The sequence below is a fragment of the Streptomyces sp. NPDC004065 genome (assembly GCF_044903565.1).
Taxonomy (GTDB): Bacteria; Actinomycetota; Actinomycetes; order Streptomycetales; family Streptomycetaceae; genus Streptomyces.
Window position 1 is genome coordinate 238,529 of record NZ_JBJDQT010000001.1, and the last position, 22,356, is coordinate 260,884.

19 protein-coding genes and 1 pseudogene are annotated in these 22,356 nt (G+C 72.8%); 11 read left to right on the forward strand and 9 right to left on the reverse strand.

The window, feature by feature from the left end; genetic code table 11:
• Nucleotides 1–161 precede the first annotated feature (161 nt).
• Genes ACI2LW_RS01070 through ACI2LW_RS01090 form a run of 5 tightly spaced genes read left to right on the forward strand, consistent with a single transcriptional unit; the run spans nucleotide 162 to nucleotide 5,595 of the window.
• Entirely contained in the window at nucleotides 162–1,118 is a 957-nt protein-coding gene (locus tag ACI2LW_RS01070) for an STM4015 family protein (RefSeq protein WP_404729000.1), read from the forward strand.
• Nucleotides 1,119–1,128: 10 nt separating this feature from the next.
• Complete coding sequence (locus tag ACI2LW_RS01075) at nucleotides 1,129–2,298, forward strand: STM4014 family protein (RefSeq protein ID WP_404729001.1); 1,170 nt, start codon at nucleotides 1,129–1,131, stop codon at nucleotides 2,296–2,298.
• Nucleotides 2,299–2,348: 50 nt separating this feature from the next.
• On the forward strand, nucleotides 2,349–3,164 hold the full coding sequence (locus tag ACI2LW_RS01080; protein WP_404729485.1) for an STM4013/SEN3800 family hydrolase: 816 nt from the start codon (nucleotides 2,349–2,351) through the stop codon (nucleotides 3,162–3,164).
• Complete coding sequence (locus ACI2LW_RS01085; protein ID WP_404729002.1) at nucleotides 3,161–4,585, forward strand: STM4012 family radical SAM protein; 1,425 nt, start codon at nucleotides 3,161–3,163, stop codon at nucleotides 4,583–4,585. The genes ACI2LW_RS01080 and ACI2LW_RS01085 overlap by 4 nt, the downstream gene beginning before the upstream one ends.
• 11 nt (nucleotides 4,586–4,596) lie before the next feature.
• The gene (locus ACI2LW_RS01090; protein WP_404729003.1) at nucleotides 4,597–5,595 is read left to right on the forward strand and encodes an STM4011 family radical SAM protein; all 999 of its coding nucleotides are present in this window, start codon (nucleotides 4,597–4,599) and stop codon (nucleotides 5,593–5,595) included.
• 158 nt (nucleotides 5,596–5,753) lie between these two features.
• On the opposite strand, the pseudogene ACI2LW_RS01095 reads toward ACI2LW_RS01090, so the two are convergent.
• The 3 genes and pseudogenes from ACI2LW_RS01095 to ACI2LW_RS01105 form a co-directional block, all read right to left on the reverse strand.
• A pseudogene (locus tag ACI2LW_RS01095) lies at nucleotides 5,754–7,742 on the reverse strand (DEAD/DEAH box helicase); the annotation flags it as partial.
• Nucleotides 7,743–7,752: 10 nt separating this feature from the next.
• Nucleotides 7,753–9,168, reverse strand: a complete 1,416-nt coding sequence (locus ACI2LW_RS01100) for a M1 family metallopeptidase (RefSeq protein WP_404729004.1) — start codon at nucleotides 9,166–9,168, stop codon at nucleotides 7,753–7,755.
• Between the two features lie 933 nt (nucleotides 9,169–10,101).
• A complete protein-coding gene (locus tag ACI2LW_RS01105) occupies nucleotides 10,102–10,275 on the reverse strand; it encodes a hypothetical protein (protein ID WP_404729005.1) in 174 nt (57 codons plus the stop codon).
• Nucleotides 10,276–10,321: 46 nt separating this feature from the next.
• Here ACI2LW_RS01105 and ACI2LW_RS01110 point away from each other — a divergent pair, with 46 nt between their 5' ends.
• Nucleotides 10,322–10,831 (forward strand): hypothetical protein, encoded by a 510-nt coding sequence (locus ACI2LW_RS01110; protein WP_404729006.1) that lies wholly within the window; start codon nucleotides 10,322–10,324, stop codon nucleotides 10,829–10,831.
• A 407-nt stretch (nucleotides 10,832–11,238) separates the two neighbouring features.
• Here the strand turns inward: ACI2LW_RS01110 and ychF are convergent, their stop codons facing one another.
• Complete coding sequence (gene ychF / locus ACI2LW_RS01115; RefSeq protein WP_404729007.1) at nucleotides 11,239–12,327, reverse strand: redox-regulated ATPase YchF; 1,089 nt, start codon at nucleotides 12,325–12,327, stop codon at nucleotides 11,239–11,241.
• A 422-nt stretch (nucleotides 12,328–12,749) separates the two neighbouring features.
• On the opposite strand from ychF, the gene ACI2LW_RS01120 reads away from it, so the two are divergent.
• A complete protein-coding gene (locus ACI2LW_RS01120; protein ID WP_404729008.1) occupies nucleotides 12,750–13,151 on the forward strand; it encodes a DUF6542 domain-containing protein in 402 nt (133 codons plus the stop codon).
• A 306-nt stretch (nucleotides 13,152–13,457) separates the two neighbouring features.
• Here the strand turns inward: ACI2LW_RS01120 and ppgK are convergent, their stop codons facing one another.
• Complete coding sequence (gene ppgK, locus ACI2LW_RS01125) at nucleotides 13,458–14,204, reverse strand: polyphosphate--glucose phosphotransferase (RefSeq protein WP_404729009.1); 747 nt, start codon at nucleotides 14,202–14,204, stop codon at nucleotides 13,458–13,460.
• 56 nt (nucleotides 14,205–14,260) lie between these two features.
• Nucleotides 14,261–15,271, reverse strand: coding sequence for a 4-hydroxy-3-methylbut-2-enyl diphosphate reductase (locus ACI2LW_RS01130; protein ID WP_404729010.1), 1,011 nt, complete (start codon nucleotides 15,269–15,271; stop codon nucleotides 14,261–14,263).
• A gap of 95 nt (nucleotides 15,272–15,366) precedes the next feature.
• Here ACI2LW_RS01130 and xseA point away from each other — a divergent pair, with 95 nt between their 5' ends.
• Together xseA and ACI2LW_RS01140 are read left to right on the forward strand one after the other, a co-directional pair.
• Nucleotides 15,367–16,644: an exodeoxyribonuclease VII large subunit gene (xseA, locus tag ACI2LW_RS01135; RefSeq protein ID WP_404729011.1), complete on the forward strand. Its 1,278-nt coding sequence runs from the start codon at nucleotides 15,367–15,369 to the stop codon at nucleotides 16,642–16,644.
• A gap of 17 nt (nucleotides 16,645–16,661) precedes the next feature.
• Nucleotides 16,662–16,928 (forward strand): exodeoxyribonuclease VII small subunit, encoded by a 267-nt coding sequence (locus tag ACI2LW_RS01140; RefSeq protein WP_404729012.1) that lies wholly within the window; start codon nucleotides 16,662–16,664, stop codon nucleotides 16,926–16,928.
• Between the two features lie 95 nt (nucleotides 16,929–17,023).
• Here the strand turns inward: ACI2LW_RS01140 and ACI2LW_RS01145 are convergent, their stop codons facing one another.
• Complete coding sequence (locus ACI2LW_RS01145; RefSeq protein WP_404729013.1) at nucleotides 17,024–17,548, reverse strand: DUF4245 domain-containing protein; 525 nt, start codon at nucleotides 17,546–17,548, stop codon at nucleotides 17,024–17,026.
• A 127-nt stretch (nucleotides 17,549–17,675) separates the two neighbouring features.
• On the opposite strand from ACI2LW_RS01145, the gene glpX reads away from it, so the two are divergent.
• Nucleotides 17,676–18,710: a class II fructose-bisphosphatase gene (gene glpX / locus ACI2LW_RS01150; RefSeq protein WP_404729014.1), complete on the forward strand. Its 1,035-nt coding sequence runs from the start codon at nucleotides 17,676–17,678 to the stop codon at nucleotides 18,708–18,710.
• A 78-nt stretch (nucleotides 18,711–18,788) separates the two neighbouring features.
• On the opposite strand, the gene ACI2LW_RS01155 is transcribed toward glpX, so the two are convergent.
• Both ACI2LW_RS01155 and ACI2LW_RS01160 read right to left on the reverse strand, forming a co-directional pair.
• Nucleotides 18,789–19,163, reverse strand: a complete 375-nt coding sequence (locus ACI2LW_RS01155) for a WhiB family transcriptional regulator (protein WP_404729015.1) — start codon at nucleotides 19,161–19,163, stop codon at nucleotides 18,789–18,791.
• A gap of 99 nt (nucleotides 19,164–19,262) precedes the next feature.
• On the reverse strand, nucleotides 19,263–19,961 hold the full coding sequence (locus ACI2LW_RS01160; RefSeq protein ID WP_404729016.1) for a DUF1707 domain-containing protein: 699 nt from the start codon (nucleotides 19,959–19,961) through the stop codon (nucleotides 19,263–19,265).
• 170 nt (nucleotides 19,962–20,131) lie between these two features.
• Between ACI2LW_RS01160 and ACI2LW_RS01165 the strand changes: the two genes are divergently transcribed.
• The gene (locus tag ACI2LW_RS01165) at nucleotides 20,132–21,799 is read left to right on the forward strand and encodes a fumarate hydratase (RefSeq protein ID WP_404729017.1); all 1,668 of its coding nucleotides are present in this window, start codon (nucleotides 20,132–20,134) and stop codon (nucleotides 21,797–21,799) included.
• Nucleotides 21,800–22,356: the final 557 nt, after the last annotated feature.

Below are 22,356 nucleotides of genomic sequence, written 5' to 3' on the forward strand. Positions count from 1 at the left end.
CCACGAAGCTACGCGGGGGGTCTGACAACGCCCCCCACCAGGCGTTGTGCCGCCGTGACCACGGCATCGGCGGTCCCCGGACGGCCCGTTGTCGGTGGGGCTTGGTACAACTCTTCGCGCGAGCACAACGCCGCGACCGCCCACCTCAGGAGGCCCACGACATGTCCGACGTCGCTGCCCATCTGCGCGAGCTGCACGGCCTCCCGGCCTTCGACTTCCCGCCGCCCGGGGACGGGCGGGAACTGCCGGAGGCGGGCGCCGTGGCCTGGCGGCTGGCCGTCGACCCCTACGGCGACGGCCCGGAGGAGTTCGGCGACCTCTGGGACCGCTTCTTCGGCTCCGTGGACCCCGCCGGCGTCCGCGCGCTGATCGTGGGCCAGTGGGGCGAGCCTTACGACAACGACTCGCGCGTCGTCGTCCAGCGCCTCGTGGACGCCCGTGACCGGCTGACGAACCTTCGGGCGGTGTTCATCGGCGACCTGGAGCAGGAGGAGGCGGAGATCTCCTGGATCGAGCAGGACGACGTGACACCGGTCCTCGACGCCTATCCGCGCCTGGAGGAGTTCGGCGTGCGCGGTGGCACCGGGCTGCGCTTCCCCGCCGTGCGCCACAAGCACCTGCGCACCCTGTGCTTCGAGGCCGGCGGCCTGCCCGGCGAGGTGGTGCGCGGAGTGGCGGCCAGTGAACTGCCCTCGCTGGAGTACCTCGAGATGTGGCTGGGCGTCGAGGAGTACGGCGGTGACGCGACCGTGGCCGACCTCGAACCGATCCTGGCCGGCGGCCGGTTCCCCGCCCTGCGCCATCTCGGCCTGCGCAACAGCGAGATACAGGACGAGATCGCCGCCGCCGTGGCCGCGGCGCCGGTGGTCGCACAGCTGAAGTCGCTGGACCTGTCCCTCGGGGTGCTCACCGACGAGGGGGTCGCGGCACTGCTCGGCGGGCAGCCGCTCAGCCACCTCACCTGGCTGGACCTCCACCACCACTTCGTCAGCGACCCGGTGGCCGACCGCCTGCGGGCGGCGCTCGAGCCCTCCGGCGTGGAGGTCGACCTGTCCGAGCGGGGCGACGAGGACGAGTGGGACGGCGAGATCCACCGCTACACCGCCGTGGCCGAGTGAGCGGCGCGCGATGACCCTCGCGGAACCCCCCGGCAGCGGCGCGCGGTTCGCCGTCGTCGGCAACCCGGAGAACCGGCGCACGACGCTGTTCGCCCGCGCCGTGCGCGCGGCGGGGCACCCGGCGCCGCGCGTGCTCGCCTGGCGGGAGGTGCTGCGCGGCCGGTACGCCTTCGCGCCCGGCGAGTTCGTACGCATCGACTCCCCCGGCGAGAACGCGGAGGTCGACCGGCTGCTGCGGGGCGCCGACGACCCGGCCCGGGTGGAGGGCACGGCCCTGTGGTACCGCCGCTTCACCGCGGCGGTCCGCGAGGTGGCGGACGCGGCCGGCCGGGCGGGCGCGGTGGTGTCGGCCGATCCGGAGGACGTCGCGGTGATGTTCGACAAGCGGCGCTGCCACGCCCGGCTCACCGCCGCGGGCGTCCCGGTCCCCCCGGCGCTGACCGGGCCGGTCGGCGGCTGGACGGACCTGCGGCGGCGACTGGCCGAGGCGCGCCTGGCGCGGGCGTTCGTGAAGCCCGCGCACGGTTCGTCGGCCTCCGGGGTGGTCGCGCTCACGGTGGCCGGTCCGGGCCGGGTCAGGGCCACGACCTCCGTGGAGCTGACGCCCGACGGCCGGCTGTTCAACTCGCTGCGGGTGCGCCACTACACCTCCGAGCGCGAGGTGGCCGCCCTGGTGGACCGGCTGGCCCCGGACGGGCTGCACGTCGAGCGGTGGCTGCCCAAGGCCGCGCAGGCCGGCCGGGCCGCCGATCTGCGGGTGGTCGTCGTCGCCGGGCGCGCCACGCACGCCGTCGTACGGACCAGCCGGCACCCCATGACCAATCTGCACCTGGGCGGCGCGCGCGGTGACCTGGACGCGGCCCGCGAGGCGATCGCGGCGGCCGGCGGCAGCCTCGGCCAGGCGCTGGAGACCGCGGAGCGGGCGGCGGCCTGCTTCCCGGGCACGCCGTGCGTCGGCGTCGACGTGCTGCCCGGCACCCGCTGGCGGCGCTTCACCGTCGGCGAGGTCAACGCCTTCGGCGATCTGCTGCCCGGCCTGACCGGCCTGCCCGGCAGCGGCGCCGAGGGCCTGGACACCTACGCCGCGCAGGTCGCCGCCGTACCGGCCGTGACCGCGTCCGTGACCACGGCCGAGGCCCGCCCGCACCCCGCACGAGGAACACGAGGAACACCCGCATGACCGCGCCGACCGACATGCACATCGACACGAGCATCGACGTGGACATCGACATGAACGAGGTCGTGGGCAGCCACGACATCCTGCTGGTCACCCTGGACACCCTGCGCTACGACGTGGCGCAGGAGCTGGCCGCGGCCGGCCGCACCCCCCACCTGGCCCGGCACCTGCCCGGCGGGCGCTGGGAGCGCCGGCACGCCCCCGGCAGCTTCACCTACGCCTCCCACCAGGCGATCTTCGCGGGCTTCCTGCCGACCCCGGCCTCGCCGGGCCCGCATCCGCGGCTGTTCGCCGCCCGTTTCGCCGGCAGCGAGAGCACCGCGGACGGCACCTTCGTCCACGACACCCCCGATCTGGTGTCGGGGCTGGCCGCCGCCGGCTACCGCACCGTCTGCATCGGCGGCGTCGGCTTCTTCAACAAGCAGGGGCCGCTGGGCTCGGTCCTGCCCGGACTGTTCCAGGAGAGCCACTGGGAGCCGGAGTTCGGCGTCACCTCGCCCACGTCCTTCGAGGCCCAGGTGGCCCGCGCCGAGAAGGTCGTCGCCGGACTCGGCCCCGAGCAGCGCCTGTTCCTCTTCGTCAACGTGTCGGCGCTGCACCAGCCCAACTGGTTCCACCTGCCCGGCGCCACCCGCGCGGCGGGCGACTCGCGGGACACCCACGCGGCGGCCCTGGAGTACGTGGACCGGCACATGGGGCGGCTCCTGGAGGCCGTCGCCGGCCGCGGCCCGTCCTTCGTGATCGTCTGCTCCGACCACGGCACCGCGTACGGCGAGGACGGCTACACCGGTCACCGCATCGGCCACGACGTCGTCTGGACCGTGCCCTACGCCCACTTCTTCCTCGACTCCTCCCGCGAGGCCCGATGACCCTCACCGAAGCGGCGGCCCCGCCGGCCGTCCGCCCCTACCAGCACTACGTCTACGCCTATCCGCACAAGACGGCCTACCGGCCGCTGCGCCGCGCGGAGGCGTCCCTGCGCGCGCTGTGGGCCGGCGAGCCGAAGGACGCCCTGTCCCTCTACTTCCACATCCCCTTCTGCGAGGTCCGCTGCGGCTTCTGCAACCTGTTCACCCGCATCGGCGCGCCGGACGGCCTGACCACCGCCTACCTGGACGCGCTGGAGCGGCAGGCCACCGCGGTCCGCGACGCGCTGGGCGACGGCGCGCACTTCGCCAACGCGGCCTTCGGCGGCGGCACTCCGACGTTCCTCGAGGCCGCCGAGCTGGAGCGGCTGTGCGACCTGGCCGAGCGCGGCCTGGGCGCCGACCTGGCCGCGATCCCGCTGTCCGTGGAGGCCTCGCCCGCCACGGCGACCGCCGACCGCCTGTCCGTGCTGGCCGCGCGCGGCACCACACGGCTGAGCCTGGGCGTGCAGAGCTTCGACGACGCCGAGGCGCGCGCGGCGGTCCGCCCCCAGCGGCGGCAGGACGTCGAGGCGGCCCTGGCCCGGATCCGCGACACCGCGATCCCCGTCCTCAACATCGACCTGATCTACGGCATCGACGGCCAGACCGAGGACTCCTGGCGCCGCTCCCTCGACGCGGCGCTCGCCTGGCGGCCCGAGGAGCTGTACCTCTACCCCCTCTACGTCCGCCCGCTGACCGGGCTCGGCCGGCACCGCGCCCCCGAGACCGGCGCCGCACCGGCCGGACAGGCGACGGGGCGCGCCCCGCAGACGAACGCGCAGAGGAACCAGCGGGGCGACGCGCAGTGGGACGAACAGCGGCTGCGGCTGTACCGCCACGGCCGCGACCACCTCCTCGCGCACGGCTACGAGCAGGTCTCCATGCGCATGTTCCGCCGCGCGGACGCCCCCGCGACCGGCGGGGAGGACTACGCGTGCCAGACCGACGGCATGGTCGGCCTGGGCTGCGGCGCCCGCTCCTACACCTCCGCGCTGCACTACTCCTTCGACTACGCCGTCGACATGCGCCGCATACGCGGCATCGTCGACGACTACACCGCCCGCGGCGCCGAGGACTTCCGGCACGCCGACTTCGGCTGGTGGATGGACGCCGACGAGGCCCGGCGCCGCCATCTGCTGCAGTCGCTGCTGCAGGCCGAGGGCATGTCCGTGGCGGACTACCGGGCGCGTTTCGGCAGCTCCCCACTGGAAGACTTCGCCGCCGAGCTGGGCCGGTTCGGCGACCGGGGCTGGCTGGACGGCTCCGCGGGCGAGGACGTGCTGCGGCTGTCCCCGGAGGGGCTGGCGTACTCCGACGCGCTGGGCCCGGAGCTGTTCTCCGCCGCCGTGCGCACGCGTATGGCCGCCTACGAACTCAAGTGACGGAGCCCCGCATGGACCTGACGATCCTCTACCGCGGCCCCCTGGCCTCGTGCGACTACGACTGCCCGTACTGCCCCTTCGCCAAGCGCCGGGACAGCCGCGCCGAGCTGACCGCGGACCGCGCCGCGCTGGAGCGCTTCGCCGGCTGGGCGGCCGCGCAGCGGGAGGACCGCCTGTCCGTGCTGTTCACCCCGTGGGGCGAGGGCCTGGTGCGGTCCTGGTACCGGCGCACGCTCACGGAGCTGAGCCGGCTGCCGCACATCGGCCGGGTGGCGATCCAGACCAATCTCAGCTGCCGTACCGACTGGCTGTCCGGCGCCGACCTGGACACCCTCGCCCTGTGGTGCACCTTCCACCCGGGGCAGACGCCCTACGACCGCTTCCTGGCGAAGTGCCACGACCTGGCCGCCCGCGGCGTCCGCCACAGCGTCGGCGTCGTCGGCCTGCCCGGACACCTGGAGCACGCCCGCCGGCTGCGCGCCGACCTGCCCGCCCACGTGTACCTGTGGGTCAACGCGGCCGAGGGGCACACCTACACCGACGCCGAGGCCGGCGAGTGGACGGCGCTCGACCCGCTGTTCCCGTACAGCCGCCACCCGCACCGCAGCGCCGGCCTGCCGTGCCGGACCGGCGAGTCCGTGGTCTCCGTGGACGGCGACGGGACCGTGCGCCGCTGCCACTTCGTCAAGGCGGAGCTGGGCAACCTCTACGACGGCTCCTACCGGCGGGCCCTGCGCCCCCGCCCCTGCCCGCTGGCCGTGTGCGACTGCCACATCGGCTACGTCCACCTGGAGACCCTGCCCCTGTACGACGTGTTCGCCGGCGGAGTGCTGGAACGCGTCCCCGCGGACCCGCCCGGCGCCGCTCACTCGGACACCGTGAGCCTGTCCTCCGCCGTCCGCACCCCGAGCCGTTCCTGCTCCTCCTCGACGATCCTGCGGGCCAGCTCCGCGTCGGACACGTCGACGGCGTCCGGGGTGGCCTCGGCGACGGCGCTGCGGCGGGCGTAGGCGTCGAACAGGCGGGTCTTGTCCTCCAGCAGCCGCAGCAGCCGCTCGTCCACTCCCCCGGTGGACAGCAGGCGGTGCACGCTGACCGGCCTGACCTGTCCCATGCGGTGGGCGCGGGCCACCGCCTGGTGTTCCAGGGTGGGTTTGATCTGCGGCTCGCACAGGACGACCACGGAGGCGGCCTGCAGGTTCAGGCCGATGCCCGCCGCCTGGATCTGCGCCAGGAGCACCGCGGGACCGTCGGCGGCGGCGAAGTCGTCGACGATCCGCTGCCGCCGCCCGGCGGGCACGCTGCCGGTGAGCGGGCCGAACACCGCGGGTGTGCCGGCCGACGGCCCGGCGAGTGCCTCCCCCACCGTGGACAGGACGTCCCTGAAACAGGAGAAGACCACGGTCTTCTGCCCGTTCTCACCGGCCTCCCGGACGATCTCCCGCAGCCGTTCCAGCTTGGCCGACTTGCCGGGACGCGCGTACGCGGCCCGGCGCATCGCCATGAAGTTGCCGGCCCGCACGGCCTCCCCGTACGCCTCCTCGTCGGACGCGCTCGGCTCCTCCCACTCGTCGGTGTGCTGGAGCGTGGGCAGTTCGGTCAGCACGTCCACCTGGTTGCGCCGCAGGTAGACGGGGGCGACGGCCTTGCGGAAGCCGACCGGCCCGGCGGGCGCCTCCCGCTCGTCCAGGGCGGCCGCCACCCGGGGATCGAGCATCCCCACCAGGTTGCGGAACTCCACGACCCTGTTCTCCATCGGGGTTCCGGTCATGAACAGCGCCCGCTCGCAGCGCTCCGCCCAGACGGCGACCGCCTGCGACCGCTTGGCCTTCGGGTTCTTCACGCAGTGGGCCTCGTCGACGACGAGCAGCCCGACCTCCCCCGCGCCCGGTGCGGGAAAGCCCCGCAGCGCGTCGAACGTGGTGACGGCGACCCCGCCGCGCCGCCGCCACTCGGCGAACGCGTCCTGCCGGCCGGGACCGTGCAGCACCGCGACGCGCAGGGCGCTGCGGGCCTCCACCTCCCGTGTCCAGTTCACCAGGACGCTCGCCGGGCAGACGACCATGAAGCGGGTCAGTCCCCGCGCGGCCAGATGCGCCAGCACGGCGATCGCCTGGATCGTCTTGCCGAGACCCATCTCGTCGCCGAGCATCACCTTGCGCTGCGCCAGCGCGAACCGTGCGCCAAAAGCCTGGTAGCCGCGCAGGGAGACCCGCCGCCGCGAGTCGTCGAGGTGCTGGCCGCGCACCCGCTCGGCGACCTCCTCCGGCAGGAACCCCTCGGAGGCGGCGGCGTCCGGCCGCCGCCCGGAGACCTCCGCGAGCAGGCTGTAGTACTCGGCCGAGCGGAGTTCGAAGTCCACCCAGGCGGCGATGTCCCCGGCGGGCCCCCGCAGCAGGTCGACCGACGCCTGGGCGAACAGCCCGGGCAGGTCCGCCCGCTCCGCCTCGTCCACGAGCGCCCGGATCTCCGCGACCGCCGCGAGCGCCCGGGCGCGTCTGCTCCCGACCGCCACGGCCATCCGCAGACGTCCGGCGGCGGGCCTGGCGTCGGCCAGCAGCGGCACCAGCCGCTGCGACAGCGCGACGGCCCGGTCGACCGCGCGGCGGGCGTCCGGACCGGCCTCCACCAGCACGTGCAGCGCCCTGACCAGCGCGGTGGTGTCCGGCTCGGGCCGGTCCACGTCGATGTGGACGGCCACGGTCTCGTGCGCGGCCTCCTCGAGCCGGCGGGCGGCGGCGAGCATGTGGTCGGCGGTGCGCTGCCCGACCCCGGGGATCTGCCGCAGCCGGTAGGCGCCCGCGTCGAGCACGCTGCCCACCGTGCGCAGCCCGCTCCGCTCGACGCTCGCGAGCCGCAGCCGTCCCTCGGTGACGTCCTGCAGCCGGGCGACGGGAATGGCCTCCAGCTCGCGCCGCACCGCCGCGTCCTGGATCGGCCGCAGCGCCTCCCGTACGGCCTCGACGACCCGTTCGTGGTCACCCACCAGCGCCCGAGCGGCCTCGTACAGCAGCGTTCCCCCGGCGACCGCCTCCCGCTCCGCACGCCCCACGCGCCCACCCCTTCCTGCCCGTCCCCGCATACTGCCACCACCCGCCCGGTCCGGGCGGTGGCTGTCCGTCCCTTCAGGGGCCACAGGTTGCGGGCACCTCCGCATCGCACCCTCGTCACCCGCGCGCCGGCTTCCGCCTGCCGAACAGCCAGGCGTCGAAGAGCCCGGTCAGGTCCTTCCCGGACCTGGCCTCGCACAGGGCGATGAACTGCCGGGTGTCGGCGTTGCCGTGCCGGTGCTGCCGGGTCCAGGCCCGGAGAATGCCGAAGAAGGCCTGGTCGCCGACGGCCTCGCGCACCTTGTGCACGACCATCGCGCCCCGTCCGTAGACGGGCGGATCGGAGAGGCGCTGCGCGCTGGGCGGATCGGCCGGCGGGAAGGCCCAGATGCCCTCGCTCTCGGGGTCCGTCCCGTCGTAGAAGTCCTCGAAGATCTCACCGGCGCTCCTGTCGCCCCGCTCCTCCTCCCAGAGCCACTCCGCGTAGGTGGCCAGCCCCTCGCTGAGCCAGATGTCCTTCCACGCGCGCGGGGTGACGGAGTTGCCGAACCACTGGTGCGCCAGCTCATGCACGAGCAACGGCGCGTCGGGCGCCTCGCCGAAGTAGGGCTTGGTCTGGGTCTCCAGGGCGTAGTCCAGCCCGGGCAGGTGGTCGACGACGGCACCGGCCGAGGAGAAGGGGTAGGGACCGAACTTTCCGCTCGCCCAGTCCACGATCTCGGGCACCAGCTCCGGGACGCGGGCGGCGTCCTCGGACTCGTCCGGGTCGACGGCGACGTGGACGGGCAGGCCGTCGTGGGTCCGGCCCTTGTGGATTTCGAAGTGCCCGACGGAGACATGGGCGACGTAGCCGGCCATGGGCTCCGCGGTGCGCCAGTGCCGGGTCACCGTGCCGCCGTTGTCCTCCTCCTCGACCAGCTCACCGTTGCCGACCACGTCGTAGGCGTCGCCGTCCTCGTCCTTGGGCACCGTGACCGTGATGTCGTAGGTGGCCTTGTCCGAGGGGTGGTGGTTGCCCGGGAACCAGGTCATGGACCCGCTCGGCTGGCCCAGGGCCGCCGAGCCGTCGTCGGTCTCGATCCAGCCCTCCCGGCCGCCGTCGTCACTCCCGAGGGTGCGCGGGGTGCCGTCGTAGGTGACGACGGTCCTGAACGTCTCGCCGTCGCGCACGGTCGCCGCCGGCGTCACGAGCAGCTCGTCCCCTTCACGGGCCACTTGGGCCCTCTCCCCCTGCACCGCGGCGGTGCGCACCCGCAGCCCCGACAGATCGAGGTCGAAACGGCTCAGGTCCTGGGTGGCCCGCGCCGTGATGACCGCCGTGCCCTTCAGGTGGTTGGTCTCCGGCACGTAGTCCAGCGTCAGCCCGTAGTGCGCCACGTCGTAGCCACCGTTGCCGAGGCCCGGGAAGAGCCGGTCGCCCACGCCGGCCGCTCCGTACCGCGCGTCCTCGGCGGCACGCTCCCCCGAGGTGCAGCCGGCGCAGGACGTCGCCATGACCAGGAGCAGGGCAGTGACCGGAGCCCAGCGTCTCATCTCGTGTCTCCCCTCGATCGCACGACGCGAGAGGTCAGAAAGCCTGGGCCGCCTTTCGGTTGCCTCAGAACCGGTCAAACTCCGTCTCCCGCGACCGGTCACGGTCCGTCTCCCCTGCGGCATGAACCCGACGCGCGGGCGCACTTCTGAAGGACGCGGGTTCATGGTGCTGCTGACCGCGCACCGGCTGTCCACCGTCACCTCGGCCGACCACCTGGTGCCGCTCGCGCACGGCAAGGTCAGGGACCGCGGCCGGCGTGCGACGAACTGCTGGACTGGGACGAGCTGTACCGGGATCTGTCCGCCACCCAATCGGGCGCCCCGGGCGCCAATGAGCCGCGCCGCGCACCTGTAGCGGTGAGCGTCCGCTGACGGCGACCCCACGCGCCCCCACGGCAGCGGCCCCCGCGGAGGACACCGAGGCCGGCGAGCACATCCCGGTGGGGACGCGGGACGGCAGCCGGCTCACGCTGACCGTGGACGGCGAGGAAGCCGTGATCGACCCGGCGAAGGGCCGGCTGACCCGCCGCTCGTTCCGCGTCGACGTACGGCACGGCGGCCGCTCGTGGCGGCTGGTGCCGGACTCCATCCCCGGCAGCCGGCTGCTGCGGGACGAACAGCACATCGGCGACTTCACCTCCGACGGCGACGGGCGGGTCGGGGCGGAGTGGCGGGAGGACACCGAACCGGAGCCACCGCGGCACATATTCGGCTCGGTTGGAAGGAGTCGCGCGGCCGTACCGGACCAGCGCGGAGCAGAGCGCCCCGAGGCTGAGCACGCACAGCACCGTCCGGAGGACGTTCACCGGCACCCAGAGCCAGCGAGGGAAAACGCCGTGAAGACCATGACGAGCAGAGATGCTGCCTCCGCTGGCGTGAGCGTGGCCGAGGTCTTCCACTCCCAGACCGAACCGGTAGGCGCGGCCCGCGAGTTCACGCGTCGAGCCCCCCGCCGACGCCGCCTTGGAGATCGACGACATCGCGCTGTGCGTCTCCGAGTTGGTCGCGAATGCGGTGCAGCACGACACCGTTCTGCCGGATTTCCAGGAATTCGTTCGGACGGTCCGCCCGGACACTGGGGCGGTGTCCTAGCGTTTCCCACTGCACCCGGAGATCTCACGTTGAGCGACAGACGTTCAAAGGTAATGGTTTCATGAGCTTTTTCGACATATTCACCGGTACCAAGCGTCCAAAAGGCGGCGTCGCGCCGCGATCCGTCGACGAGGTCCGGGCGGCGTTGCTCGAAGTCAGCGGGCCGGACACGCCTTATGTTGTACGCGGCGGTGACGCTGAGGGGGCCGATCTGGTTGCGGAATGGCGTATCCGGGATCCGGCCTGGCACACCTTCTTCGCTCGGACCCAGGTGAGCCGGACCCTTCAGATCAGGATGCGCCTGGTCCCGGAGGGCCACGAAGTCCGCGCTGTCGACCGCGAGTGGGAAGTCACCTGGATCGGAAGTATGCCCAGGTTGGCGCTGCCGGCAGAGCAGTCCCGCGGGCAGGTGAAAACGGTCTCCCGGCGCTGGACAGTGGAGCGGGGGGCCGACGGCCGCCTCCAGAGGACGGAGGAGTTCCTCTTCGATTCCGCGGAGCTGAAGACACCCCTGCAAGAGGCGGTCCTCGGCGCGGGGTGGACATGGCGCGGGGTCCTGTTCAAACTGTGACCGCCCCCGCCTGCAACTCAACCTGGCTCCGCCAAGCCTGACCGGGCCGGAGCCCGGCCGCAGCCATCGCCGGGGCGAAGTCCTGTGCCTGACGAGGCAAGCCCCCGAAAGGCCGGAAAGGGCCTCCGACGCAGCCTGAGGCCCTTTTCCAGGCAAAGCCTCAGGTGGCGGCAGACGCGTCGGCTGCAGGACTCGAACGTGCGGCCCAGGCACGCCCGCGGGACGCAGTTACGTCCAGCCGCGATCCAGCCGGCGTGCGGCGAACGACGGATGACGGCAGGTGACGAAGCGTCAGACCATCCAGCGAAATCCAGCCACGGGCACGCGAACGGGGTCGACCCGAATCCGAGCCGACCCCGCCTGACCTGGCGTTTTGCTAATTCGCCGAATCCACGGTAATGCGTGGCTTATACATTGAACCGGAACTCCACCACGTCGCCGTCCTGCATGACGTAGTCCTTGCCCTCCATGCGGGCCTTGCCCTTGGCTCGGGCCTCGGCTACGGAGCCGGTGGCCAGGAGGTCCTCGAAGGAGATGACCTCGGCCTTGATGAAGCCCTTCTGGAAGTCGGTGTGGATCACACCGGCGGCCTCGGGGGCGGTGGCGCCCTTCTTGATGGTCCAGGCGCGGGCCTCCTTGGGGCCGGCCGTCAGGTAGGTCTGCAGGCCGAGCGTGTTGAAGCCGACGCGGGCGAGGGTCGCCAGACCCGGCTCGTCCTGGCCGACGGACTGCAGCAGCTCCAGGGCGTCCTCCTCGTCCAGCTCGGCGAGGTCGGCCTCCAGCTTGGCGTTGAGGAAGATGGCCTCGGCGGGGGCGACCAGGGCGCGCTGCTCGTTCTTGAAGTCCTCGTCGATCAGCTCGTCCTCGTCGACGTTGAAGACGTAGAGGAAGGGCTTGGTCGTGAGCAGGTGCAGGTCGTGCAGGAGTTCCGCGCGCTCGCTGCCCTGGACGATGCCGTGCGCGAAGAGCGTGTCGCCCTTCTCCAGGATCTCCTTGGCCTCCTCGACGGCCTTGACCTTCGGCGCGACGTCCTTCTTGATCCGGGACTCCTTCTGGAGCCGGGGCAGGACCTTCTCGATGGTCTGGAGGTCGGCGAGGATCAGCTCGGTGTTGATCGTCTCGATGTCGTCCTTGGGCGAGACCTTGCCGTCCACGTGCACGACGTTCTCGTCCTTGAAGGCACGGATGACCTGGCAGATGGCGTCGGACTCGCGGATGTTCGCCAGGAACTTGTTGCCCAGGCCCTCGCCCTCGCTGGCGCCGCGCACGATGCCGGCGATGTCGACGAAGTCCACCGTGGCCGGCAGGATCCGCTCCGACTTGAAGATCGAGGCGAGCTGGGCGAGCCGTCCGTCCGGAACGCCCACGACGCCGACGTTGGGCTCGATCGTGGCGAAGGGGTAGTTGGCCGCGAGCACGTCGTTCTTGGTCAGGGCGTTGAACAGGGTCGATTTGCCGACGTTCGGCAGACCGACGATTCCGATCGTGAGCGACACGTTGCGACTTCCCGTACGTGAGGAGACTGGGGGCCAGGCGGCCGATCCACCAGTCTACGGCGTGTCGCGGACCTCCCTCCTCGACGGTTCGCCGTCCGGGCGGGCCGCACGGCCCGGCGTGTCAGATGGCCTATTCAGCACATAAGCAGACCTAGGTTGGTCCAGTGGAGGAACACAGGACGCGACCTCAGCAGCACGGACCGCGACGCGGGCAACGCGGTGAGCGCGGTGGGCCGCCGGTGCCCTCCCAGGGCGCCCGGGCCGCGCCCCGCGGCGCCCGTCCGCCCGCGCGGCCCGCGGAACGCCGCCCCGCCCGGGCAGGGCGCCCGTCCGCCGCCGGTCCAGCCGCCGCCCCGGGGTCACGGCGGCCGGCTCGGCTGCCCAATCCGCGGCTCACGGGGCTCGGGGCGGGGCTGTTCTGCATGGCGGCGATGCTGGGGCTGGGCTGTGTGGACCTGCTGCTGTTCGGCGGGTCGCCGACGGCGTACGGGGTGCTCTTCCTGCCGGTGTGCGTGCTGACCGCGGTGTGGGTGCGCCAGGCCGACCTGCTGACCGCGCCCGTCGTGGCGCCCATCGGTTTCGCCGTCGGGCTGGTCCCGGTGGCCGACGGCGGCGAGGGATTCCTGGGCGAGGTGATGGGCCTGGTCACCACGCTCGCGACGCAGGCCCTGTGGTTGTACGGGGGGACGCTGGCCGCGGGTGCGACGGCACTGGCGCGCCGGGTCGCACTGGGAAGCGTGGACAGGGGGGACGGCAGGCAGGGCAGGGAGGGCAGGACCAGGCGCGGCGGCCCGCCCCAGCGCGGTCGCGACCGGACGCGGTGACCGTCGGGTGGCGGGGACGCCTGGGGCGGGGACACCTGGGCGGGGACGCCGGTCCCAGGGCCGCGCGGCCGACGGTCCCAGGGCCGCCCGGCCGCCGGTCCCAGGGCCGCCCGGCCGCCGATCCGAGGGCCGTCCGATTGCCGATGCCAGGGCCGTGCGCCCGCCGGTCCCAGGGTCGCGCGGCCGCCGGTCCCCGGGCCGCGCGGTGGGCGCGGGCGGGCACGCGGCGGAGCCCGTCGCCCCCGCCGCACCGCCGCCCCGCGCGGGACCGTGTCACCGCCGCGCGAGGCGGCCGCGCCCAGGGGGCTACCGGTGCTCCGAGGCCCGCATCGCCGCTCCCACGATGCCCGCGTTGTTCTGCAACTGGGCGGGGACGATCTCCGCTCTGATGCCCTCGATCAGCGGCAGGAACTTGTGGGACTTGCGGCTGACGCCGCCGCCGATGATGAACAGCTCCGGGGAGAAGAGCATCTCGACGTGGGCCAGGTACTTCTGGACGCGGCGGGCCCAGCGCTCCCAGGTCAGCTCGTGGTCTTCCTTGGCCTTGCTGGAGGCCCGCTTCTCCGCCTCGTGGCCGTCCAGCTCCAGGTGGCCCAGCTCGGTGTTGGACACCAGGACGCCGTCGGTGAACACCGCGCTGCCGATGCCGGTGCCGAAGGTCAGCAGGATCACCGTGCCCCGGCGGTCCCGGCCGGCGCCGAAGTGCATCTCGGCGACGCCCGCCGCGTCCGCGTCGTTGACCACCGTCACCGGCAGGCCGCCCAGCCGCTCGCCGAACAAGGCGCGCGCGTCGGTGTCGATCCAGCTCTTGTCGACGTTGGCCGCCGTGCGCACCGTGGAGCCGCCGGTGACCACGCCGGGGAAGGTCAGGCCGACCGGGCCCGTCCAGCCGAAGTGCTCGACGACGTCCTTCACGCCGTCGGCCACTCCCTGGGGGGTCGCCGGGTGCGGGGTGAGCACCTTGTACCGCTCCTGGGCCAGGTCGCCCTTGTCGAGGTCCACCGGGGCACCCTTGATCCCGGATCCGCCGATGTCCACGCCGAAGATCTGCATGGCTATACGTTACGACGTACGACTGACAGTCACGCTCCGGGCGTGGTCGGCCGGGCTCAGGCCTGCGCCGTTCCGGAGCCGCCGCGCTCGGCTACCAGGGCCGCCGCCTCCTCGCGCAGATCGCGGCGGAGCTCCTTCGGCAGGGAGAAGGTGATGGACTCCTCGGCCGCCTTGACGATCTCCACGTCCTCGAAGCCGCGCTCCGCCAGCCACTCGAGCACCTGCTCGACCAGGACCTCCGGCACGGACGCGCCCGAGGTCACGCCGACCGTGGACACGCCCTCCAGCCAGGCCTCGTCGATCTCGTCGGCGAAGTCGACCAGGTACGCCTGGTCCGCGCCCGCGAGCTTGGCGACCTCCACCAGGCGCTTGGAGTTGGAGGAGTTGCGGGAGCCGACCACGATCACCAGGTCCGCCTGGGCGCCCATCTGCTTCACGGCGAGCTGGCGGTTCTGGGTGGCGTAGCAGATGTCGTCGCTGGGCGGGGAGATCAGCTGCGGGAACTTCTGCTTCAGCGCGTCGACGGTCTCCATGGTCTCGTCGACGGAGAGGGTGGTCTGGGACAGCCACACGACCTTGGACGGGTCGCGGACCTCGACGCCGGCGACGTCCTCGGGGCCGTCGACGAGCTGGATGTGCTCGGGGGCCTCGCCGGTGGTGCCGATGACCTCCTCGTGGCCCTCGTGGCCGATCAGGAGGATGTCGTAGTCGTCCTTGGCGAAGCGGACGGCCTCCTTGTGGACCTTGGTGACCAGCGGGCAGGTCGCGTCGATGGTGGAGAGCCGGCCGCGCTGGGCCTCCTCGTGCACGACGGGGGCCACGCCGTGCGCGGAGAACATCACGATGTTGCCCGGCGGCACCTCCTCGGTCCGCTCGACGAAGACGGCGCCCTTCTTCTCCAGGGTCTGCACCACGTACTTGTTGTGGACGATCTCGTGCCGGACGTAGATCGGGGCCCCGTACTGCTCGAGGGCCTTCTCCACGGCGATCACGGCGCGGTCCACGCCGGCGCAGTAGCCACGGGGGGCGGCGAGCAGGACGCGGCGGCTGCCAGGCGAAGCGGTCATGGCTCCATCGTAAGGGTGGGGGACCTCACGGCGGGGAGGGTGGGGCGGGCCCGCTCCACGCGGCGTTGTCGGTGCCGCGGGCTACCCTCGCGGACATGGCTCTCTCCACGTCCCCCGACACCCCCCTGCCCGTCGGCGAGGTCTCCCGGCTGATCGGCGGGTGGATCGACCGGCTCGGCGCGGTGTGGGTCGAGGGGCAGATCACGCAGCTGTCGCGGCGGCCCGGCGCGGGCGTGGTCTTCCTGACGCTGCGCGACCCGTCGTACGACATCTCCGTCAGCGTCACCTGCTACCGCCAGGTGTTCGACGCGGTCGCCGACGTCGTGGGCGAGGGCGCCCGCGTCGTGGTGCACGCCAAGCCCGAGTGGTACGCGCCGCGCGGGCAGCTGTCGCTGCGGGCCGCCGAGATACGGCCCGTGGGCGTGGGAGAGCTGCTGGCCCGGCTGGAGCAGCTGAAGAAGACGCTGGCCGCCGAGGGGCTGTTCGCCCCCGCGCGGAAGAAGGCGCTGCCCTTCCTGCCGCAGCTCGTCGGCCTGGTGTGCGGGCGCGCCTCCGCGGCCGAGCGGGACGTGCTGGAGAACGCCCGGCACCGCTGGCCCGCCGTCCGCTTCGAGGTGCGCAACGTGGCGGTGCAGGGCGTGCACGCGGTGCCGCAGGTCGTCCAGGCGGTCAAGGAGCTCGACGAGAGCGACGACGTGGACGTGATCATCGTGGCGCGGGGCGGCGGCAGCGTGGAGGACCTGCTGCCGTTCTCCGACGAGCAGCTGGTCCGCGCGGTCGCGGCCTGCCGCACGCCGGTGGTCTCCGCGATCGGGCACGAGCCGGACACGCCGCTGCTCGACTACGTCGCCGATCTGCGCGCCTCCACCCCGACCGACGCCGCGAAGAAGGTCGTACCGGACGTCGGCGAGGAGTACGAGCGGGTACGGCAGCTGCGGGACCGGGCGCGCCGGTGCGTGCACTCCTTCCTGGAGCGGGAGGAGCGGGGTCTGGCCCACGCGCTGGCCCGGCCCTGCATGGAGGACCCGCACCGCATGGTCGACGAGCGGGCGGACCACGTCGCCGCGCTGCTGGAGCGCGGCCGGTACACGCTGCGGCACCTGCTGGACCGGGCCGACTCGGAGCTGTCGCACACCCACGCGCGCGTGGTGGCCCTGTCCCCCGCCGCGACGCTGCGCCGCGGGTACGCGGTGCTGCAGCGGGCCGACGGGCATGTGGTCCGCGACCCGGCCGAGGTGACGGCGGACGAGGCGCTGCGGGCGCGGGTGGCCGAGGGGGAGTTCACGGTTCGGGTCGACGCGCCGGATGCGGCGGCGTCGGACGCGTCGGCGTCCGGGGCCGCGGCATCGGGGACGCCGGCATCAGGCGCATAGGCGCATAGGGTGGGCGGATGACGAGCAAGGCGGCACCGGGCGGGGAGACGCTCGGCTACGAGCAGGCACGGGACGAGCTGATCGAGGTCGTACGGCGCCTGGAGGCGGGCGGCACGAGCCTGGAGGAGTCCCTCGCCCTGTGGGAGCGGGGCGAGGAGCTGGCCAAGGTGTGCCGGCGCTGGCTGGAGGGCGCGCGGGCCCGGCTGGACGCGGCGCTGGCCGAGGAGGCGGAGCGGGAGGACGGGAACGGGAACGGGGACGACGGGCCCGCGCCCTCCGTGTGAGGCCCCGGGCGGCTGCCGGCGGGAGCCCCCCGCGGCATCCGCCCCTCAGGGCAGGCGCCCCTCAAGGGCGGGCGACCCTCAAGGGCGGGCGACCCTCAGGACATCTCCAGGGCGTCGGCCATCGCCGTGAGGCGGTCGAAGGACGCCGTGCCGGCCACCACCGTCGTGGAGCCCTTGGTGCCCTCGAGCACCAGGGCGTCGTAGCGGCCCCCGGTGTACCGGGTCCAGGTGCGGCCGTCGATCTTCTCGGTGGTCTTCGTGGCGTGGGAGCCCTGACTGGCGTCCTCGATGAACTTCGGGCGCTCCTGAGTGGACTGCTCGATCGCCACGTACTGACCGTCGGGATCCTGGAAGCCCAGGTGCCAGCGGTCGTACCGGTCGCCCTGGAACCGTACGGAGGTGGCCTTCCACTCGCCGGGCAGGCCCTCGGGCGCGGCCACCGGGTAGGACGCCGCGCGGCGCGCCGTGAGCAGTTCCACGCGGTAGTCGACGCGCTTGATGTCGGGAGCGTGATCGTCGTGCGGGACGAAGAGGTAGACGACCCCTGCCGCGAGCGCGGTCACCCCCAGGGAGAGGACCATGCTTCGGACTGACTTCTGCTTGCCGTTCGAACCTGCCACGTCCCCTATCGTCGCAGGTGTCACGGCCGCTCATCCGTGGGGTCCCCTGCTCATTCTGTCCACTCGGCGATAGAGTCGGGCTCTACACCCTCATCCGGCCGTCGTCGTATCAGAAAGGTGCGCTCCGATGACCGAACACCATCACCTGCCGTCCGAGCTGGAAGTTCCCGAAGAGGCCCCCGACCGCAACATCGCCCTGGAGCTGGTCCGGGTGACCGAGGCCGCCGCCATGGCCGCGGGCCGCTGGGTCGGACGCGGCGACAAGAACGGCGCCGACGGCGCCGCGGTGCGCGCCATGCGAACCCTCGTCTCGACCGTGTCGATGAACGGCGTCGTCGTCATCGGCGAGGGCGAGAAGGACGAGGCCCCGATGCTGTTCAACGGGGAGCGCGTCGGCGACGGGACCGGGCCGGAGGTCGACATCGCCGTCGACCCGATCGACGGCACCACCCTGACCGCCAAGGGCATGCCGAACGCGATCGCGGTGCTGGCCGCCGCGGAGCGCGGGGCCATGTTCGACCCGTCCGCCGTGTTCTACATGGACAAGCTGGTCACCGGCCCGGACGCGGCCGACTTCGTCGACATCGACGCGCCCGTCTCGGTGAACATCAAGCGGGTCGCCAAGGCCAAGCGGTCCACGCCCGAGGACGTCACCGTCGTCATCCTCGACCGGCCGAGGCACGAGGGCATCATCAAGGAGATCCGGGACACGGGCGCCCGGATCAAGCTGATCTCCGACGGTGACGTGGCCGGCTCGATCCTGGCGCTGCGCGACGGCACCGGCGTCGACCTGCTGCTCGGCATCGGCGGTACGCCGGAGGGCATCATCTCGGCGTGCGCCGTGAAGTGCCTGGGCGGCACGATCCAGGGCAAGCTGTGGCCGAAGGACGACGAGGAGCGGCAGCGGGCGGTGGACGCCGGGCACGACCTGGACCGCGTGCTGACCACCGACGACCTCGTCTCCGGGGAGAACGTGTTCTTCGTCGCCACCGGCATCACCGACGGCGAGCTGCTGCGCGGGGTGCGCTACCGGTCGGAGACGGCGATGACCGACTCGATCGTCATGCGCTCCAAGTCGGGGACGGTCCGCCGGATCGACTCCGAGCACCGGCTGCGGAAGCTGCGGGCGTACAGCGCGATCGACTTCGACCGCGCGAAGTAGCCGGCGCGCGGCAGCACGGAGGCGCCCCCTGTGCGGAGGGGGCGCCTCCTTCGCGTGCGGGCCGGCCCGGGGTCCGGGTCAGCCCGCCTGGGCTATGCGGCTCGCCCGGGCCGTCTTCTTCAGCTCCAGCTCACGGCGGCGGCGCCGGGCCAGGACCACCCGGCGTTCGGCCGCGGTCAGGCCGCCCCAGACGCCGTACGGCTCGGGCTGCACCAGCGCGTGCTCGCGGCACTCCACCATCACGGGACAGCGCGCACAGACCCGCTTGGCGGCCTCCTCCCGGGAGAGCCGGGCGGCGGTCGGCTCCTTCGACGGCGCGAAGAACAGGCCGGCCTCGTCGCGCCGGCACACGGCCTCGGTGTGCCAGGGCGCGTCTTGGTCCCGGTCTCGCGCTGGCACCCGCTGGGCCGGAACGGCAGCTACCTGCAGGGGCGAATGCGGCGGTTGCAGCACGGTCTTCTCCTGACGACGGCTTCGCGAGCGAGAGACGATGCGTCAAGGCCTACCCGCTGTGCGCGCGCCTATGCACTGAGTCGTGGACCGCGCGGCGGGTCAGAGGTGTTTGCGCAAACCCCTGTCGACCTTGCGCTGCACCCGGTCGAGGATGTCCGCGACGAGCTTGCCGCGCCTGGGCCGCGCCTCCACGTTGCCCAGCACCGCCCAGCCGTCGACGTAGACCACCGGGGCGTCGGGCTCGGCCGAGTCGAGCGGGCTCACCTCGAAGTTGCCGAGGACGCCGCCGCCGGTGCCGCGCAGCGACACGTTCTCCGGGACGCGTATCTGCACGTCGCCGAAGACCGAGACGGCCTTGATCACGACCTGCTGGTACTCGAAGAGCGCCTCGCTGAGGTCGATCTCCACGCTGCCGAAGATCGCGTACGCGTGCAGCCGGCGGCCGGCCCGCCAGCGGCCCTTGCGCATCGCGGCGCTGAACACCGCCACCACGTTGTCGTCGGCGTCGGGGGGTATCAGGCCGGCCGGGGGGCGGTTGGGCGCGGCCGTGCAGCCGGGCGCCGCGCCGGCGCGCCGTCCGGCGGGCAGGTCCCGGATGAAGACCTCCAGTTCGCCGACCGTCTTCGCGTGCAGCACCCCCTCGACGCGCTCGGCGTGCTCGTCGGCGGTCAGCCGGCCCTCGGCGAGGGCCTCGCGCAGGATGTCCGCGACGCGGTCGCGGTCGGCGTCCGAGGCGCGCAGCTCGCTGACGCCGACGGGGGCGGCCGAAGGCTTTTCGGTCTGCTTCTGAAGGTCCACGGCAGCAGCGTACCCAAACGCGATAGATCGCGACCAGGGGTGGGGACGACCCGGGCCCCGGCGGACGGTGAGCGGGACCTCACAGGTTCGCTGTCGGCGGCAGGTTCTACGCTGGTCGGTGCCCGCCAATGGAGGCGGGCAGTCGTCTGCCGAGTGAGGAATGGGCTGAGATGCCTGAATTCGCGTACACCGATCTGCTCCCCCAGGGTGAGGACACCACCCCGTACCGGCTGGTGACGTCCGAGGGCGTCTCCACGGTCGAGGGACCCGACGGGCGTACGTTCCTCAAGGTCGAGCCGGAGGCCCTGCGCAAGCTTGCCGAGGAGGCGATCCACGACATCCAGCACTACCTGCGCCCGGCCCACCTCGCCCAGCTCCGCCGCATCATCGACGACCCGGAGGCCAGCGCGAACGACAAGTTCGTCGCCCTGGACCTGCTCAAGAACGCCAACATCGCCGCCGCCGGCGTGCTGCCGATGTGCCAGGACACCGGCACCGCGATCGTCATGGGCAAGCGCGGCCAGAACGTCCTCACCGAGGGCGGGGACGAGAAGGCCCTCTCCCGCGGCATCTACGACGCCTACACCAAGCTGAACCTGCGCTACTCGCAGATGGCGCCGCTGACCATGTGGGAGGAGAAGAACACCGGCTCCAACCTCCCCGCCCAGATCGAGCTGTACGCCACCGACGGCGGCGCCTACAAGTTCCTGTTCATGGCCAAGGGCGGCGGCTCGGCCAACAAGTCCTTCCTCTACCAGGAGACCAAGGCGGTCCTGAACGAGGCCTCCATGATGAAGTTCCTGGAGGAGAAGATCCGTTCGCTGGGCACGGCCGCCTGCCCGCCGTACCACCTGGCGATCGTGGTGGGCGGCACGTCCGCCGAGTACGCCCTGAAGACCGCCAAGTACGCCTCCGCGCACTACCTGGACGACCTTCCCGCCGAGGGCTCCCCGCTCGGCCACGGCTTCCGCGACAAGGAGCTGGAGGAGAAGGTCTTCGAGCTGACGCAGAGGATCGGCATCGGCGCGCAGTTCGGCGGCAAGTACTTCTGCCACGACGTGCGCGTGGTCCGCCTGCCGCGGCACGGCGCGTCGTGCCCGGTCGCCATCGCGGTCTCCTGCTCGGCGGACCGCCAGGCGGTCGCGAAGATCACCGCCGAGGGTGTCTTCCTGGAACAGCTCGAGACGGACCCGGCGCGTTTCCTGCCCGACACCACCGACGAGCACCTCGAGTCCGAGGGCGAGGTGGTCAGGATCGACCTGAACCAGCCGATGGAGTCGATCCTCGCGGAGCTGACCAAGTACCCGGTCAAGACCCGGCTGTCGCTCACCGGCCCGCTGGTGGTGGCCCGCGACATCGCGCACGCGAAGATCAAGGAGCGCCTCGACGCCGGCGAGGGCATGCCGCAGTACCTCAAGGACCACCCGGTGTACTACGCCGGCCCGGCCAAGACGCCCGAGGGCTACGCCTCCGGTTCCTTCGGCCCGACCACGGCCGGCCGCATGGACTCCTACGTCGAGCAGTTCCAGGCGGCGGGCGGCTCCAAGGTGATGCTGGCCAAGGGCAACCGCAGCAAGCAGGTCACCGACGCGTGCCACGCGCACGGCGGCTTCTACCTGGGCTCCATCGGCGGCCCGGCGGCCCGGCTGGCCCAGGACTGCATCAAGAAGGTCGAGGTCCTCGAGTACGAGGAGCTGGGCATGGAGGCCGTCTGGAAGATCGAGGTCGAGGACTTCCCGGCGTTCATCGTCGTCGACGACAAGGGCAACGACTTCTTCACTTCGCGGGAACCCGAGCAGCCGACGTTCACGTCGATCCCGGTGCGCGCCAACGGCTGACGCGGCGGGGCGCGGGGCGCGGGGCCGGTGGCCGGCCCCGCGCGGGTGCGTGTGAGTGCGGGCCCCTGGCCCCCGATCCGTCGGGGGCCAGGGGCCCGGTTCGTCGAGGGCCAGGGGTGCGGTTCGTCGAGGGCCAGGGGCCCGGTCCGTCGGGGGCCAGGGGCCCGGTCCGTCGGGGGCCAGAGGCCCGGTCCGTCGGGGGCCAGAGGCCCGGTCCGTCGGGGGCCAGAGGCCCGGTCCGTCGGGGGCCAGAGGCCCGGTCCGTCGGGCGCCAGAGGCCCGGTCCGTCGGGCGCCAGAGGCCCGGTCCGTCGGGCGCCAGAGGCCCGGTCCGTCGAGGGCCAGAGGCCCGGTTCGTCGGGCGCCAGGGGCCGGTTCGTCGAGGGCCAGAGGCCGGTTCGTCGAGGGCCAGAGGCCCGGTTCGTTCGGTGGGGGCCTGGTTCGTTCGGTGAGGGCCAGGGGCTGGTTCGGTCGGCGGAGGCGGGGGCTCGATCCGTTCGGGGCGGAAGACTGATTCGGGCCCACGAAGGCCGGGAGCCCGATCCGCTCGGGACGGCA